Below are 18,059 nucleotides of genomic sequence, written 5' to 3'. Positions count from 1 at the left end.
CCAGGCTGTGCCTTAGATTTCACAACCTGGCGTTGAAATAGGACTGGCTACTTCAAAAGCATAAGTTTTTTTACACTGATAAAATCATCTGCTTCGATGCGATAGAAATATACTCCAGATGAAAGATTGGCTGCATTGAACTGAACCGAGTAGACTCCAGGATCATACTCCGCATTTACAAGTTGATGAACAAATCTACCCAATAGATCATAAATCGTAATTTTAACATTACTTTTTTTCGGCACTGAAAACTTAATAGTCGTTGTAGGATTAAACGGATTGGGATAATTTTGTTCTAAAGTATAGGTCTTTGGTAGATTATTTTTTTCATTGACTGAGACAGGTTTTGGTACCTTTCCAAGCGAAGCCATACGAACTATCTCATTTTGAATTACCTGTCCGCTAACCTTTGTATAATTATAGAAATTGAACAAAGAAGCATTTCCAGTGGTAGCGTAGGCATGGTCGTTACCATTACCAATCAAAGTCCGATATCCAGCCGGCATGTCGCCTGAACCATTATAAAATTCGACCCACGGTTCCCATCGAACAAAGAGTACATTATTATTTCCAGCATCTCTTGCTAATACAGTGCCGTTACCACCATCTGACGTCTCCAGGTAATCATAAGGCGAAGTAGCCCAGGGCAAAGTGCTATCGGAAGAAAATACAATCCCCTGGAAAACAGGATCGTCTGGTAATTCTATCTTGGCTTTTAGAGTATCACCTGCGACATCAAAGGTTGTAACAGTTGCTGTAGGCAACCAATTTAATCTATTATTACGAGCAACCCATGGATGCAGGAGTAATAAAGGAGAGGTAATACTATTCCATGCCTCTTTATGAGTTGAACCAAAGTCTGCACTTGCACCAGAGCGCCCGATAATGACTAAATCAACTGAATTCAATGTATCAATCAAGCCCTGAGAAGCATTTTCCAATGCTGCAGAATAAAGTGTGTAAACTTTATACCCCATTTCCAATAAATTATTAATTACTGGCTGGTCTGCACTTAGATTTGTAATTGGGTCGATATTATCCGCCTTAGTTATTAGAGCAATTGTTTTACCCAGGCCGACTGGTCGGGGTGGTGGTTCAGGTAAATTTACCATTCTTTCAACTTCTCTCAGATATACCTGTTTAGCTTCTGGAGTAAAGTTATAATAATTAAAGGGACCTGCATGGTCGTTACCGTTACCAATTAAAGTACGGTATCCTGCTGGCATATCACCTGCACCATCATAAAATTCTACCCATGGTTCCCATCGAACGAATAAGACATTTGACGTTCCGGCTTCACGTGCAAGAACAGTTCCGTTTCCGCCACTGGTTGTTGCCATAAAATCATAAGGAGATACAACCCAATTCATGGTACTATCTTCTGCAAGTGTTATACCTGCAAATACGGGGTCAGCCGGCAATACAATTTTGGCTTTTATAGTATCCCCAGCATTATCATACGAAGTGGTTGTACCAGTAGGCAACCAGTTCAAACGATTGTTGCGCGCAGCCCACAAATGGAGTAGCATAATCGGTGCTTTGATATTATTCCAGGCAGTTTTATGAGAACCGCCGAAATCACCGCTTGCACCTGAACGACCGATAATTACCAGATCTGCTGAATTTAAACTGTCCAGTAAACCTTGAGACGCAGTTTCAAGAGAATTTGTATAAACTGTAAAAACTTCATAACCTGCAGCTATCAAGTCATCGATAAAAGGCTTATCCGCATTCTCATTAGTTGCCGGGTCAATTTTGTCGGGAAGACTCACAAAAGCAATTACCTTCGGAAGCCATTCAGTATTAATGTTAGGATCGAAAGTCTCGCTGGAAGTTATGATGATATGGTCAAGCATGGCATTTGGCTCTCGCCCGAAGAAATCGATAGAATGTACACCTACAGAATCAATGATAAAAGGAGCACTCCCTTTATGCCACGACCATGAACCTCGCGGTTGGCCGGATACCTGTCCAATAACTTTTCCATCAACGCCATAGAAGAAAGAATCGCTATTGCCGTCGGGGAAAAATACATACGCCCAAATATAATGCGTGCCTGTATCAACAAAGTTAACATAGTAAGATAATTTAATATTGATTGTCTCGGCGTTGCTTGTACTACCGTCACCTTTAGCCATATATGCGCGCATATAACCCTGACCCATAAAGCCTTCGATAGAATCCTCCAATGCAAAAGTGTCACCAACTTTAGCCTCCAGACCAGGTCGATATACATCGTACTTTTCTGCTGGCATCACTACCAACCCGAGTGAATCACTTCTTTGCACAAATTGTGCGTTCAAAGCACTTATGCAAAGCACAGAGAACAATAAGAAAAGAAACGTGAACCTATGCTTCATAACCCCTCCTCGTTAATAAATTAGTTATTATTTTTTTTGATATGAATTTAGAAAGGCATTTCAAGAGAACTATATCTCTTAAATTAAATTCATATTTTGCGCCCTTGACGGTGTTATAGTTAGAAATCTATTTCACTGGTTTTAAATCGTCTGTGGATTGTTTTGTATGGAAATCAATAGCTGGTGGGCGATCTTTCTTTTCAAACAGTTCTTCGATGATTGAATAATCCACTTTGTATTCGGGATTAAATTTATTTGACAGCATATATTTTGTTATACTATAGAGTAATTGCCTTGCCACCGGTCGTTCATTTAAGTTATTCTGTAAATCCGCACTGCACACCATAATTTTTCCATTCTCAACCCGCGCTTCAAATAACACTGCCAATCTTCTATTCAAAAACCAGGTATCGATTGTTTGTATTAAAGGTTTAAATTGAGGTGGAAATAATTCAAGGTTCATTACCTGTTGACGATTGAGAATTTCCCACCATTGGAGATTACTATGAAAATCCGTGGGGAAATATGAAAATACCGGATGCTCAGGGTTGCATAGGATTCCAAGCGTATGTGGCGGTCTCATTTTAAACCATGAAGTATTCCAGAAGACGGGATTTAAATACTGAACAACATCCTTCCCATTTTCAACTTTCCCAGCCGCAAATAAAAATACTTTTCCGCCTTTAATTAAGACCGATTTGGCTTCAGCATCAAGTTTATCCGTAAAATAAATTTCACTGTGATCTATTTCAGGAAGTTCAGATGGATAGACCCAGAAATCCCAGCTGTTTTTGTATTGACCAATCGAAACTTCAAGAGTAAGTTTTATTGCAGAATTAAATTGTGAAAGTGGAAAAGTAATACTGCCCAGTTTAGTACAATTATCTATTGGAATATCTGTCGTATTTAATTTCCCTTCAGCAATAGTATTCATCTCTGAATCAATCAATTTCCATTGAGGTGTAACATTCAATAATTGATGCTTGCCGAAATGAAAAGCTTCGATATCAGCCTGGAATATTTCATTGTTATAAAAGACGAATTTTGGAATTCTTGCTAAAGGTACAGTTTCCCCGAAAAATTGTTTGAATTTCTTTGCGTCGATATATCCTTTTTCGTCCCAGAATGCGTCGAGTAGACCAACGAGTGCAGTTCCCTGTCCGGGATAATCGTTAAGAGCAAGCAATTGTATACCGGCTAAACCTTTTGTGCGGAGCGCTGCCTCAATTTCAGCTTTGTAAGAAATCACCTGTAATTTCCCCGAAGCCATTAAAAATTCCTGAGCCATGTCACCCATATGATTCTTTTCTAATAGTTCTTTAAACAATTCAAAATTCTTGGCTTTATATACCCCAGTATATTTTTTTATTTCATTAAAGTTTGGGAAGACACAGTGCTGCCCCATTTCATGAACTACATAAGGGACAGAATAATTTTCGATTCTTTTAGAATAATCGAATAAACTACTGGGGCGTTGATCCCATGGAAGTCCTCTCGGTTCAGAGCGAACAATAAATTGACTTTCCGGAACGAGTGGCCAGCTCTTACCAATTGAAGCAGATGTATAGACGTGGCGATTGTCAATCGATTTCCAATAATTGACAAGATTCCCGAGGTACTGAACCTGGTTTTTACCGGCAGGTTCATTCCCGTAAGCCATCATACAAAAAGAAGGATGATTTCCATAAGTATCTAATATACGTTTGGTTTCTTCATAGATATACTGGTCAATTGGCAAACCATCGCCTAATGTAACTCCGTGATTAGCCCAGCTGGGACCTTCAACCTGAAGATAAAATCCTAACTTATCTGCAGCATGGAATGCGGCTTCGGGCGGACACCAAGAGTGAAATCTCATATGGTTTAGACCAAAATCTTTACAAATCTTGAATATCCTTTCCCACGATTCAACATCTGTAGGTGGATAACCTGTTAAAGGGAATACACAATTTTCAACCGTTCCCCTTAAAAATACTGGTCGATTATTAATTTTGAAGCGGGTACCATTAATTGTAAAAGCTCTCATTCCAAATTGAATTTCTTTTTCGTCTATATTACCCGATTCATCAATTAACTCTATCGTCATTTTATAGAGAGCTGGATTGAATTCATCCCATAATTGAATATTCTCTCCCATCGGATAAATTATCTCAACGTCAGTCTTCCCTTTATTAATTTTAATATCTCTGATCAAAGGAGCTACTTCATCTACTTTTTCAGTATTAAATGATTTTGCTTTTAATACAATCTTTGCAGCTCTCTCTTTCTCAGTAATATTAGATAATACTGCTCTTACAGCTACGGTTTTATTATTGATATCAGGGAAAAGTTTAATGTCATAAAAAGACACTGGAGAAGTTGAACTGAGATAGATATCGCCCACGATTCCATTCCAGTTCCCCTGAGTTTGATCGGTAATACTGTGTGAATCGGGTCCTACATTAATTTCTTTAATTCTATTATCCACACGAATAGTAAGCAGATGACGACCTGGTGTCAATTTATGCGATAAATCGTACCTGTGTGGTGTTGAAAGACTATTTTGCATTCCAATTTCAATGCTGTCAATCCAGAGCGTCGTTTCCCAATGAGGGCGTTCTAAAAACAATTCTATTTTACGACCTTTCCAATCATCCGGGATTTTTACTTCGAGCTGGTACCAGGCAACTCCAACATAATGTTTATTGGGTGTAAGCCAGAATGGAAATTTCAGGTTCTCTTTTTCCCTATATTTTGCCATATCGGGTCGAAAATACCACGAACTGTCGTAAATGCTACCTGTCCATATTGTATTAACTGAAAGATCATCTCCTTTGTTGTTATCTCTCATCGAACCGGGTAGAATAATAACATCCGTAAATTTTGTTTGATACCATTTTTCTTTGACACCAATATCTTCCCGGTCAATTTGAAAGTTCCACTTTCCTTTTAACCAGATGGTATCGTTATTTGATGGTCTGGCGTTGATAATCACCGAGAGAATTGATATCGAACATAAAAAAATTAATGAACTTACAAGTTTTCTTGACATGTTATTCATAACTCTCTACTATATTAGTTAATAATTAATTTACAATGATGTGATAAGATAGAGAAAGAATATTAGCATATTCAGTAGATAATAATTCTGCTAATAGATAAACCAGGATCGAGAAGCGACAGCTGTAGCTTGACCATGCTATTCACGTTTAGATTAAATTCCGTTCTGGCAGAAGCAAAACCCCTGAGAACATTCAGACTCCACTCCGCAGTTCCAGAGATCGTGTTTACGTCGATGATATCGATAAGGCGATTATCTATCGATATTGCCGTGCGAAGTCCGCGTGTCTCATTTACGGAATGCGTCGGCAAACAGATTAATTCAATAATATGCTTGCCTGATGGAAGTTGCAATTGAATGGAGGCAGTTGGAGCATCTAACGCATTTCCTTCGTCATAGATGGGGCCAGTAAAGTTTTTCCATGACAGACTTTCGCCGTCGATTCCCAATCCTGGCAGGAGGCATAATTTTGTTGTATCAAATTTTAATTCTCTGACATAAATAATTTTTATCGGTTTTAGTCGGTTATCCTTTGAAACGGATTTATAAAAATTATTCATTGAATCCGGCGCATTAAAAACTGGTCGATTACGAGGATTCATAGAGATCATACCGTTCCATTTGCCATTGGCAATTTTAGTATTATAAATATCTGTCAGTTTCTTTATTTCATTGTAAGCACGGCTAGCCTTCTGGTAATCTCCCATTCGAGCATAAAATATTTTTTCATTCATGTATGCAGCACTTAAAATGGGATAGAGGATTAATTCAAAATAAGCATTCTGGAGACGTTCTGGAATTATTTCCTTCAAGCTTCTGGCTTTACGTGCAATCTTCTGATACGTTGCAAGACGTTCTTTAACTTCATTTTCTGTAAAATCGATTTTATCGAGATGTTCAGGTTTTCCGGAGGCTGCCAATCGATAATATAAAGTTTTTATTTCAGCTATTTCTTTTGCGTATTCTTTCCCGAAAGTTTTTGATGCCCAATATTCAATATATTTTTCTGAATTTACTGGATTCCACGAATTGATATCCCATGCTAAATCCATAGCAAATTCAATTTCCATTTCGGCAGGTTTAATATCGCCTACATTAAAGATCCATAGACGATCAGCGCCGTATTCATAAGCTTTACTCATTTCATAAGAAATAAGAGAAGGAGATGTTGAACACAACCAGAGATAGTCTTCAGGGTAGCCCCAGTAGGATAAATGGTAATAGACTCCGCTTCTTCCGCTTCTTTTTTGTTCTTCAGATGTCGAGAGTTTGCGAATATAGCCGTAATTATCGTCAGCCCAAACAATCGTAACATCGTCTGGTATTTTTGCGCCAGCATAATAGAGATCGAGCACTTCTTTGTAGGGACAGAATATTTGAGGAATTTCAGCAGCATCTTTTTTGAAATGTTTGGCCAGTAAATCTCTCTGATCTTCTATCACTTTATTCAGGAGTTCAACTTTATCCTCTAATTTGTCAGGTCCGGGCATACCGCTATCGTGAATTCCACGCATCCCGATGGTTACTACAGTTTCCAGATTTAAATACGCTAATTCTTTGATTCTGTCTTCCCAGTATGTTTTAATCTCGTCGGAATTAGTATCGTAACGCCATTCGCTAGGTTCTTTTCCGTACTCATTGATAAAATTATTATTCCATTCATCCACATTATTCCTTAGCATCGGCTCGGCGTGACTTGAACCAAGGACTATATTATATTTTTTAGCCATTAAAGGATTTGCTTTGTAGTAGAAAAATGCTTTCGTGCATGGATGCATTGCAGGCCAAATAAAATTTGCTTTGAGTCTCAGCAGAAGCTCGAAAATACGGGCATATGTTTTAGGACCAATATCCTTAATATCGGTATCTATATTCTTAGCAGCCCACGGCTGCAAACCCCAGTCTTCGTCATTGAGAAAAATTCCGCGATATTTTACTGAAGGCGGCCCCATTACAATTTTATCGATCGATATTTCAAGTTCTTTTTGCTTTTGCGGCAACACATCAGCCCAGTAAACCCAGGGTGAAATTCCAAGAAGTCTGGACAATTCGAATATGCCAAAAGCTGTTCCGCGCGGGTCGCTACCACAAACTACAAGTGCCTGGTTTAAACCATATAAGGGATTATTTATTTTTTGAATTACAAAGCTCTCCCATTTGCCTTCAATTGATGCAACAGATAATTTTCCCGTTGCCTTAATACTGTCGATGATTTTTGATTTCCCAATTGTACCCACAATAATTGCTGACTCATCATTGACTTCTAAATTGTTATGAATATCAGGCATTATATCGGTAATTAGTTTTATATCATTTGCCAGTGCAACTGCACAATTATAAACTACTTCAGCATCGTTCTTATCATAGATGATTGGCACACTATTTCCTTTAGATACAATTCGGAAATTGCCGCTTCCAAAATTGTTGTAGCTCAGTGCAAAATTCGAATTTGTAAGAAAGCAAAAGAGAAGAGGTACTAAACCAATTTTAGCTAAACAAGTTAATCTTCTGGAATAAAATAACATCACAATTTTTTTAATATGCCCATATAAAATTTATTTATCTCTGATAAGTTAAAAATAATACGAAGGGTATACTCATTATTCAGCAACAAGACCAATTAATTTTACTGGACCAACCAAACCTGAATCCAGCGGTTCCCAGTTTTGGGCAGTGAACAAACCATTTTCATCCATGTTTTCTCTTTCATGAGCAGCAAAGTTTATATTGTAAAATTTTTTGTAATTAATTTTATTTCTATCCATGTAGATAATTCTATTTGCCATCAAATTTGTCACTAATATTTCGAGAGTATTTATTTCTCTTAGTTTTTCTAAATCAATAACAACACGATACTGAGGTCCAACAAGTGTTGATAACTTGTGACCGTTAAGAAAAACAACAGCCGATTGAAAAACTTTACCGAGATCCAGTTGAATTGCATCAGTAGCAAAATCTGGCTTTGCGAATGTGATTGTATATTTTGCAGTACCGGAGAACCATTTTAGCTCGTCAGAAAATTTTGTCCATGTATCCAGTGTATGAGTAGACATTGAATCCGGTAAAGTGGGGACTCCTTTAACAAAAGTTACTTTCCATTCGCCGTTTAATTCAACGGTATCTTTTGTTGCACGATAGAATTTATATTCATCGACGTTTTGACTGTTTGAATACCACTGCAAAATTATAGATTCACCTTTGTCGAGTTTAAGATAGACATCTGCAAATTCATTGTTGACGACTTTCACTTTTGCTTTTCCAAACTTTCTTTCCATCGGGTTGAACCAGAGGGCATCACTCCCACTCCTTCGTATTCTGACCCACTTATCAAATTCATTATCGCTCCAGTTACTAATAAAATAACAGAGCCCCTCCTTACGTTTAACTCGATTAAACCAGAGTCCTTCTTTCAATAAATTTTCTGGCTTAATATTTATATCATTCAAAACTTCCTGAATATTTTCAGCTATAATTAATCTTCCTCTTCCTAATTTGCTTAGAAGGCATTGGTCAGCTTTTTCAAATTTAATATTGCTTTTGAGTTTCTCGAATCTTTTTCTTCGCTCTGCGAGGTTATGAAGGCCGGGTACGTCAGCAGGTAAGTTTTTACTAAATACTACTGTTGCTCCTGCTTTAGTTAATTCAATAATTTTTTTGAAGGTATTAAGCGGTAAAAAAATTGTCTCAGGAATTATTAAGACTCTGTATTCTGCAAAATTAGCGGATACAATCTTACCGTTCTTTACCGACAACATTCGCAATAGATTATCGGAAACAAAGTCAAACTGATACCCTTCATTCAAAAACAAATTGCTAAGCCGTTTTAGGTCCTCTGTTAATTCATCATTATTTGTGCCCAGATGTTTTAATAAATTTCCATCTTGTTTTGACCAGATATCATAAATAGGGAAATAGAGTAAAATATCGTTATCAGGTCTGGAGGATTGTAGAAATGCCTGACAATTGGCTACATAAGAATTTACAGCTTTAAGGTCGTCCCACCAGGTATTTGTGGGTGCAAAATGGACAGAGGCGTAAAAGAGCCGTCCAGGCCAGTCTTCTGATTGTGGTGAATACGGCGTGCCGTGATAAACCAGATGATTGACACCATTTGCAAAATAGCGATCGAAATTTTTTTTAACATCCGATAATGTCGATAAAAAATGCTCGTTTAGCCATGTAGCAGCTTCAGCAGAGATTAATTGTTTACCAGATAGATGCCCTGCTGAAGTAGCAAGTTTAATTCGTAGAGGCAAGGTGCCTTCGGTTTCTGGAATATCGCTTGCCGCATAAAGGTCAAGAACATTTGCCGGCGAACCATGTGCTTGATTACGGACAACTGAGTTATAATTACGGGACCATTTTTGCCAGACTTTAGTAAAACGCTTCAATAGTAAATCGGAAACAGTTTCTCTGAAATCAGTGAGCACTCGAGAATTCATCTCATCAGAATCTTTTCCGAAAAGAGCAGGTAAATAGTTCTTCAGGTCGTAGCCTCTCAAACTTTTAAATTCCTCGAACATAAGTGGAGTCCAGTTCGCTTCGCCTATGGCATCGTCTACCTCGTAAGAATCGTTGAAAAATGCTCTTATACCGTCAAGATTTTTCCCTTTTGCATTTTTATCAAATTGCTCTAAAAAATGCTTAAGCGCTTTTTCTGAAAAATGGTCGATTACATTTCCTTCTCCTCCTCTACTTGCTCGCTCTACCATTTTACCGTGCCATCCTTGAAAGAGTGCATAAATTTCCCAATTCCCTTCAGGAGCTGTCCAGAGTAATTTACCACTTTTGTCAACTCTATTTGTTATGTCGAGCATTGCACCGTTACTGTTGTAAGCAATCAGTGCAATTAAAGGCAATTTCCTTTCGAAGCGTACTTGATCCAGCGCTAACTCTTGTAAATTCGGATTTGCATTGATTGGGAATTTTATCTCCGAAATATCAACTTTGCGTCCTACGGCTCTAACTAACGGTTCCTGAATAAATTCTATCTCTTCTTTTAATTTTTCTCCTCCTTTCAAACTATAAATTTTATACTGGATATTCTTACAAGCATCTTCCTCAGAAATCCAGGGACCGCCAAAAGGCCATCCGGATGCATTGGCAACATCAACTCCAAGTCCCAATTCTTTAGCTTCATTCAAAGTATATTTCAAAATATCGATCCATTCCGGAGTCAAAAACTTTATATCATAATCTTCGTAGCCTTTTACACCATAAATTGCAGTTATTTCAACGCCTCCGAAGCCGGCTTTGCTCAATTCTTCCATATTAAATTTCAGGTCATCCTTTGTAACTGCGCTCCCGTGCCACCACCATCTTGTCCATGGTTTTGTAGTATAATTTATTTCAGGCCATAAATCTTTTTGTCCTAAACTGATTTCATTGCGCAAAAAAAAGATTACAACAATTAATAAAAAGAAGAAGAAATCACCACTATGAGAATTATACTTAGTCATATTAATTCTTAATGAATGAATAATTTTTATTTAAGCAGCGTCATTTGTTTCATAATTGATTTATCATTTATATCCAATTTATAAAAATAAATTCCACTTGCCAGACCGTTGCCGTCAAATGTCAATTTATAATAGCCCTGTTTTTGGTACTCATTAACAAGTGTACTAATTTTCTCCCCGATGGAATTATAAATTGCAAGTTTTACTTCAGCTGGTTCTTTCAAATAATATGTAATATTTGTCTCCAGATTAAAAGGATTGGGATAATTCTGATATAAGCTGAAGTTAGCGGGTAAATTAGTGTCGTTATAATTAATAGAAGTGATGAATTCCGATTCGATGGCACCCAAATCGGGTGCATTCCCGAAATAAGGAAATCCAATAATTGTTCCTGCATCAATAACCTTGTTGGTTTGAACAGGACGCATAAAATCGATTTCTGGTAAACTACCGTCTTCCTTTCTTGGAGACATAAGTAAATTTATATCGAGACTTTTAAAATCGGCGTCGTTAAGTGATAAGTTGAACTGCCAGGAATTGGTAATGAGTGTATTTTTGCTTGTATCGATATTAGCAAAATCTATTAAGCCAAATCCCTTTTGATAACTCAAATTATTTATTAATACATGGTCGTATCCATCGCCATCAATATTAGTCGCATCCTCACGTTTTGGGCGATTCAGCATATTAAAGTTGACACTATTTTTATAGGCCGTATTATTATACCACTCATTGCCGCTCAAGTGATGATTTGAATAGAAACCGTTTGATTTGTTTCCAGCTGCAATACAGAATTCGATTTTGTGCTTCGGTACAGGATCAGGAATTTTATCCTGGGTATCGTGAGCAAAGCCACCGGCTTTAAATCCATTACCATCACCCAGACTCTGGAATGAAGTTGAATAGCCATTAAAGAAAGCCCAGCAACTATCGAATATAACAGATTCGTCGGCTCTTATTATATCAAAGCCGTCGTCACTATTAAACCATGCACGACAACCTTTGAAGACATTCCCTTTCCCACCTGCATCTGGGTGGCAACCAAAGCCATCATTGTTTCCACCAAGTTTATTTTCAGAAACATTATCCCAATTCCTGTATGAATCACAATTTAAGAATAAATTATATCCACCCGAATAATGCCTTAAGCCTGTTCCTACGTTGTCGTGCATACTAATTCGTTCAAATATATTGTGATTCCCTTTACTATAAATGCAATATGATTCCGTATGCGTTGTAATTGTGGTCTGAATGCCTGTCATTTCGATTCCCTTCAAATGGATATAGTTGCCTATTACATAAATACCCACTACTCTTTGATTGGCAGGTTTAACTTCCGAAAAATCGAATACAGGAGTTTCACCAGGATAAGCCCAGTATTTGATAGTTTTCCCTTCCGAACCACTTTTATCCAGATAAGTAACACACGCAAAAAGATTCGATACTATTCGGGAAATTTGATCTTCTTTAATTTTGTAAAGTCCTCCTCGTATATATATCGTATCGCCGGCTTTAGCCAGTGCCTGCGCCTTCTGGAGCGATCTGAGTGGTTTATCGATAGTTCCAGGATTTGCATCGTTCCCATCCGCGGCAACATAAATTTGTGACTGAACGTTAAGTGCTGTAGATAATAAAATCGTAAGAGTAAAAATTATTTTTTTATACATACCTTCCTCTTCTTAAATCAAGGGGATTACTCTTGAAGCAGAATTAATTGATATAAAATAGAGTTAGAACTCAGAGAGCTAAAAGATTATTTTTATTGCCAATTTTCTCTCGATTCGAGTTCTTTGAGGTTATACCTGATTCTGGTTCTTTCGACTGATTCTTTATATAGTTCATTCAAGTCAGGCAAAATCAAATTTGAGCCCTTACGTATGAAGAAAGGTGTTTTATAAGATGGAGCATCAACTTCAATAAATTGTCCACCGTTATATTCTTTCTTATCCCACTGATCGATCCACACTTCGCCTTCGGGTAAATAGATTTTCTTTTTTGTTTTACCTTCTTCCCAAATAATCGATACAAGAATATCATTTCCAAATTTATAGGTAGTCCAATCTTTCCAGCACTCTTTTTGCTCGGGATATTCGAGAAAGAGTGGCCTTATAATCGGCATGCCAGTTTCATTTGCAATTTTAGCATGATTATAAATATAGTCTACAAGGTACATTCTCAACTTTGCATAGAATCGCCACACTGCTAGAAGTTCGTCATCAAAAGAAGGTTCATAATCCATATCCCAGAAGACTCGATTATTTGTGGGTCCCACTTCCATAATTGGAGAGAAACATGAAAAACCCAGCCAGCGTTTTGTAACTTCTCTATTAATATTTCTAGGATAGCCACCGGTATCAGAACCCCAGATAGGATATCCCATAATAGCACATCTTTGAGCCCCAATTATTACAGACCTGAGACCTTCGGGAGGATTTCCTGTATCGCCAGCCCACATTCCTCCATATCTTGCGCTTCCAGTGTATTGTGCACGTGGGAATAAAATAAAATCGTCGCCCAAAATCGGTTTAACTGCCTCGTAAGTTGCTTTTACATATTGCCGCGGATAATCGTTATAGTTTTCTCTGTAACTAGTACCAATTGATGTAAATAAATGTAATGAATCCAGAAGCTTTTCACCGTCTGCTCGATCGAGCTTAAAACCTTTTATGCCGATTTTAGCCAATTTTGCAGGTCCGTTTTCCCCCCACCATTTACAGGCTTCTTTATTAGTGAAATCGATTAAAGCCTGTCGGGAATTTTTCCAGATACGACTTTTCAACTCGTAGCCTTTAGCTGCTGCCGTATCAGCCATTTTCCCCATTACGAACGGACCTATCCAGAGCATTGTTTTAATATTTTTCGAATCCAACCATTTAATCATTTTTTCAAAATTGGGTAGGCGTTCATAATCAATTTTGTAGTCGTCAAAACCTCTTACACCCGGTCCCCACGGTCTGTCGATCCAATATGCTGTACATGGTATATCGTAAGCAGCCATTAATAATATTTCTTCGGTTATCTGTGAATTGTAAGGAGATTCTACAATTGTACTGTCATAGTATTTTTTATTATTAAAATGTTCATCGCGCCATCTCCACGGTCCGAAGGCCCATTTAGGAGGCACAAATGACGGACCGGTCTCAAGCGCATGTCTCTTAACAAGTTCTGCAGGCGATTCATCCATCATTAATGAAAAAGAGAATTGAGAACCTTCAAAGGATATATGAACCACATTTTCAAACTCTTTACAAAAATCGATTATACCTGGCCACGTTCCTTTAACAAACAGAGCATAATTTCCCGATGAGATATAGAAGGGAGCATAAGCAGATACTGTTGGTTTTAGCTTTACTTCAACTCGCTGTCCTCTTAAATCAAGTCCTTCTTTGATATCTTTTTCCCACGATTTTTCTTGAGGGCCATCAACAACTCTTTCGAAAATGCCAGTAAAATATTCATCGGGCTCAGCCTTTGTATTTATTATCCAGCCGGAAGGTTGGACATCTTTATTTACCAATCTGAAATTAAATTGAATTTCTTTATCCGTTTCTCTGGTAACTAAAATGACTGTGTCGGAATCGTTTTCCCATAAATACATAAATTGATTATCGGAAGATTTTTTTATTTCGGGTACTCCCATAAGCCAATTAACTTTGCCGCCAACTACAAAACCAATAGCACCCAGAGTATCTGCCGGTACAATTAAAATATTATGGCCGTACCTGTTTTCTATCTTGAATGAAGTAAATGATTCGTTACTATTCAGTACAGTCAATTTGCCAGGTTTTCCGCAAACTGTTAGTCCCATTAAAAATAGTATTACAAATGAAAGTGCTGACAGATTTGATTTTCTTATAGGATTAACTATCATAGATTTTCCTGTATTTTTTTAATCCACAAAATTGAGAAGAAAATGAATCATACAAGTATTGTCAATATAAAAAATTTATTTAAGTAGAATCATCTTCTTTGTCGAGATATAATTGCCTGCCGATAATTGATAAAAGTAGATACCGCTTGGTAAATCATCCGCTTTGAATTCGACTGTGTAAATTCCCGGTTCTTTTTGTTCGTCTACAAGTGTTGCAACCTGACGGCCAAGTGCATCATAAACTTTCAATAACACGTGGATTCTTGAATTATCGGCTTTATTTGATACTGGTATAGTATAACTGATAATTGTAGATGGATTAAAAGGATTTGGATAATTCTGATAAAGTACGAATTTAGCAGGTAACTCGGAGATTGTTTCTACGGTTGTAAGAAAAGTAGATTTGATAATAATTTCATCTAAATTTCCGAAATCTGAACCTGTGGCAGAAAAACTGATTGTGTTATTGTATCCTTCATTTAAATTTACTTCAACACTGTCTATGACATAATTAGTCCAGTCGCCGGTGTTTCGCATAGTAAGATTAGTCGCTTTCCCATTGACTATCAGACTTCCAGTTCTGTCGGTATTTCCCAGCGCATAACGGAATAATAAAGTCTTAGGACCGCCGCCGTAACCGGGCATACTGGTAAATTCAACTGTACTATTGCTGGCGTCGAAATTTGTAAAGGCAGATCCGTGATATCCAAGATGATTATTTTCCACAAAGACAGTTCCAATTAAATTTGCATCCTCTGATTGATAAACAAAAGAATCTGCTGGTGTAATTTGAATTACTCCCGTTCGTAAAGATTCCACATTATTTGTATCTGTAACCGTTAATGCGTAGTAATAATTTTTCCCTTTAGTTAGATTTTTATCCTCGTATGAAGTTACATTCTTTTCCGCCTTGAATTTTACTGGCGAGGATAAATCTTTTGACTCCGATCTGTAAATATTTATTTGTGAAATTAAATTGATATCTGAATACTCCCACATAAGCAAACACGAATTATTATCGTGCCGATACGAAATGGCGGTTGGAGGCTCCGGTCTTAAAGTTGGAGTAACAGAAATTACGTCTGATAAATCTGACTTATTACCGTGAAAATCGTATGCTCTCAATGCATAGAAATATGTAGTATCATATTTAACATTTGTATCGAGGTAAGACGTCACATTGCCGACATCGATCGAGTCGGTGAATTTTTCTGCAGATTTTCCTTTGTAAAGGAGATAACCTGCAACATCGGTTTCTACATTCATATCCCATTCAACCAGGATTGTATCTCCTAAGGATGTCCCTCTTAAATTTATTGGTTTTGCTGGAGGTTTGAGGCTATCGGGAATAAACATGCTTTTACCGACAAAGAAACTTGGATGAGGTGGCTGGTTGTACCCAACATTTTGCCATGCAATTGCAAGACGATATTGCCTATCCTGCATTAAAGTAACAATACGATAAGATGTCGGAATGTTTGTTGTATAAATTCTGAGCGCTGTATTATCGCTTGTTCGCCAGATCACTTCCTCTCTCCAATCGCCGAATAAATCAGCCTGGAGTGAAGGCGTTGCTTTAGTATCATTATTAGAGGCACAACCATTTGCTTTTAGTAACAGTTGGGTGGTGTTACCATATTTCTGAATATAAATATTATCGAGCAATTCACGTTCAAGATCGCCATCCCACCAGACAACAAAATTAGAAGAAGGAGGATTTGGACCTACTTTAATATTATTAACGCTTCTCAATCCATCTGTACCGCCCCAGCATTCCATTCCTTCGTATGAATCTAACAGATTGGCTGCAACACCTCTGCCTACATCACCGGGGCCTGTGCCCCATATAATTTTGCCTGTTCTTCCTTCGAGAAGAGCTGAACCAACTTGAGCTTTTTCATGAATGCCCCATACTTCGAGGCCAGGACGATTAGGGTCAATATCAGAAACGTGCAATGCATCCCCGTGTCCGAGTCCTGAATTCCACAGCCCTGTTCCATCATCATCGACAGCCATAGAGCCATAAATAATTTCATCCTTACCATCACCGTCGAGATCGGCCACGCTTAGGTTATGATTCCCCTGCCCCGCATAAGTTGGGTATCCTTTATCTGTATCAAAGACCCACCGTGAAGTCAATTGTCCATTGCGCCAATCCCATGCAGCAAGAACAGTTCTAGTATAATAACCACGGCACATAACAACACTTGGATGTTCTCCATCAAGATATGCGACACAAGCAAGAAAACGATCGACCCTATTTCCATACGAATCACCCCAAAGGCTTACGTTACCTCGAGGCGGTAAATAATCGGTAGTCGCCAGTGCTTTGCCTGTCAATCCATCAAATATTGTAAAATATTCTGGGCCCGCTAGGATATAACCGCTTGAATTCCGATAGTCTGCATTGGGATCACCAATTACATTTCCCTGACCATCAATAGTACCATCAGCTGTTTTGCAAGCTACTTCAGCGCGACCATCGCCGTCGAGATCATATACTATAAATTGCGTATAATGCGCACCCGCACGAATGTTTCGCCCTAAATCGATACGCCAGAGAAGAGTACCATCGAGCTCAAGACCATCGAGATATACATTGCCAGTATAGCCACTTTTTGAATTGTCCTTTGAGTTGGAAGGATCCCATTTTAAAACTATTTCATATTGTCCGTCTCCATCCAGATCGGCAGCACTAGCATCATTGGGACTGTATGTATAGTCAACTCCATCTGGAGTTCTTCCACCTTGCGGTCGCTGGAGCGGTATTGTTTTATAAATATTCTCCCACGGTGTTACTACTTCTGATATTGAAGTTTCATTGCCATCGATGACAGCTACAATTTTATAATTATCATTTAGAGTTCCAGCTGAATCTATAAAATTAGTCGTCGATAATGGCATATCGTTAATTTTAGTGTTCCCTCTGTAAATATTAAACTTTATACTGTCGGGATCGTCAGCGAGTAATCGCCACCCGATAAAAATCCCCCCATCTTCTGCGGGCACTGCAATTACTCCCCTTCCCAGATTTTCATTTCGAAACGATTGCCCGAATAAATTAATCGATGTGTAGTTCAATACCATAGTTGCTATTATGATAATCCTCAATACTAATTTCATTAATACCCTCCCACTATAAATTTTTCGATTTGATTCAGATCACTGCGGGATTAAAAATTGCTGAATAAAAAAGAGAATACTAATTTGAAATGACTATAAATGTAATCCATTTATCTCACTACTATCACTCAAATTAAATGTACTCCTTATAAATAGGAATGTCTCTTTCCACATTCATAAATCTCTTTGACATTTTTGATCATCGT

Annotated in this window: 7 protein-coding genes; all 7 read right to left on the bottom strand. The window is 37.8% G+C overall.

Annotated elements, in window-relative coordinates; translation table 11 throughout:
- Window positions 1-47: 47 nt before the first annotated feature.
- The 7 genes from ACSSV9_RS13550 to ACSSV9_RS13520 all read right to left on the bottom strand — a co-directional run bounded on the left by ACSSV9_RS13550 (window position 48) and on the right by ACSSV9_RS13520 (window position 17,853).
- A complete protein-coding gene (locus ACSSV9_RS13550; RefSeq protein WP_437347798.1) occupies window positions 48-2,360 on the bottom strand; it encodes a T9SS type A sorting domain-containing protein in 2,313 nt (770 codons plus the stop codon).
- A gap of 127 nt (window positions 2,361-2,487) precedes the next feature.
- Window positions 2,488-5,400, bottom strand: a complete 2,913-nt coding sequence (locus ACSSV9_RS13545) for an exo-beta-1,4-galactosidase (protein ID WP_437347797.1) — start codon at window positions 5,398-5,400, stop codon at window positions 2,488-2,490.
- A 71-nt stretch (window positions 5,401-5,471) separates the two neighbouring features.
- On the bottom strand, window positions 5,472-7,778 hold the full coding sequence (locus ACSSV9_RS13540) for a glycosyl hydrolase 115 family protein (RefSeq protein ID WP_437347796.1): 2,307 nt from the start codon (window positions 7,776-7,778) through the stop codon (window positions 5,472-5,474).
- A gap of 222 nt (window positions 7,779-8,000) precedes the next feature.
- The gene (locus ACSSV9_RS13535; protein WP_437347795.1) at window positions 8,001-10,859 is read right to left on the bottom strand and encodes a glycosyl hydrolase; all 2,859 of its coding nucleotides are present in this window, start codon (window positions 10,857-10,859) and stop codon (window positions 8,001-8,003) included.
- Between the two features lie 26 nt (window positions 10,860-10,885).
- On the bottom strand, window positions 10,886-12,526 hold the full coding sequence (locus ACSSV9_RS13530; RefSeq protein WP_437347794.1) for a right-handed parallel beta-helix repeat-containing protein: 1,641 nt from the start codon (window positions 12,524-12,526) through the stop codon (window positions 10,886-10,888).
- Window positions 12,527-12,618: 92 nt separating this feature from the next.
- A complete protein-coding gene (locus ACSSV9_RS13525) occupies window positions 12,619-14,730 on the bottom strand; it encodes a TIM-barrel domain-containing protein (RefSeq protein ID WP_437347793.1) in 2,112 nt (703 codons plus the stop codon).
- A 75-nt stretch (window positions 14,731-14,805) separates the two neighbouring features.
- Complete coding sequence (locus ACSSV9_RS13520; RefSeq protein ID WP_437347792.1) at window positions 14,806-17,853, bottom strand: rhamnogalacturonan lyase family protein; 3,048 nt, start codon at window positions 17,851-17,853, stop codon at window positions 14,806-14,808.
- Window positions 17,854-18,059 lie beyond the last annotated feature (206 nt).

This window comes from Melioribacter sulfuriphilus, assembly GCF_051488685.1.
In the GTDB taxonomy this organism is placed as follows: domain Bacteria; phylum Bacteroidota; class Ignavibacteria; order Ignavibacteriales; family Melioribacteraceae; genus Melioribacter.
The sequence above is the reverse complement of the archived record's forward strand: the minus strand, read 5'-3'. Positions and strand labels throughout refer to the sequence as shown.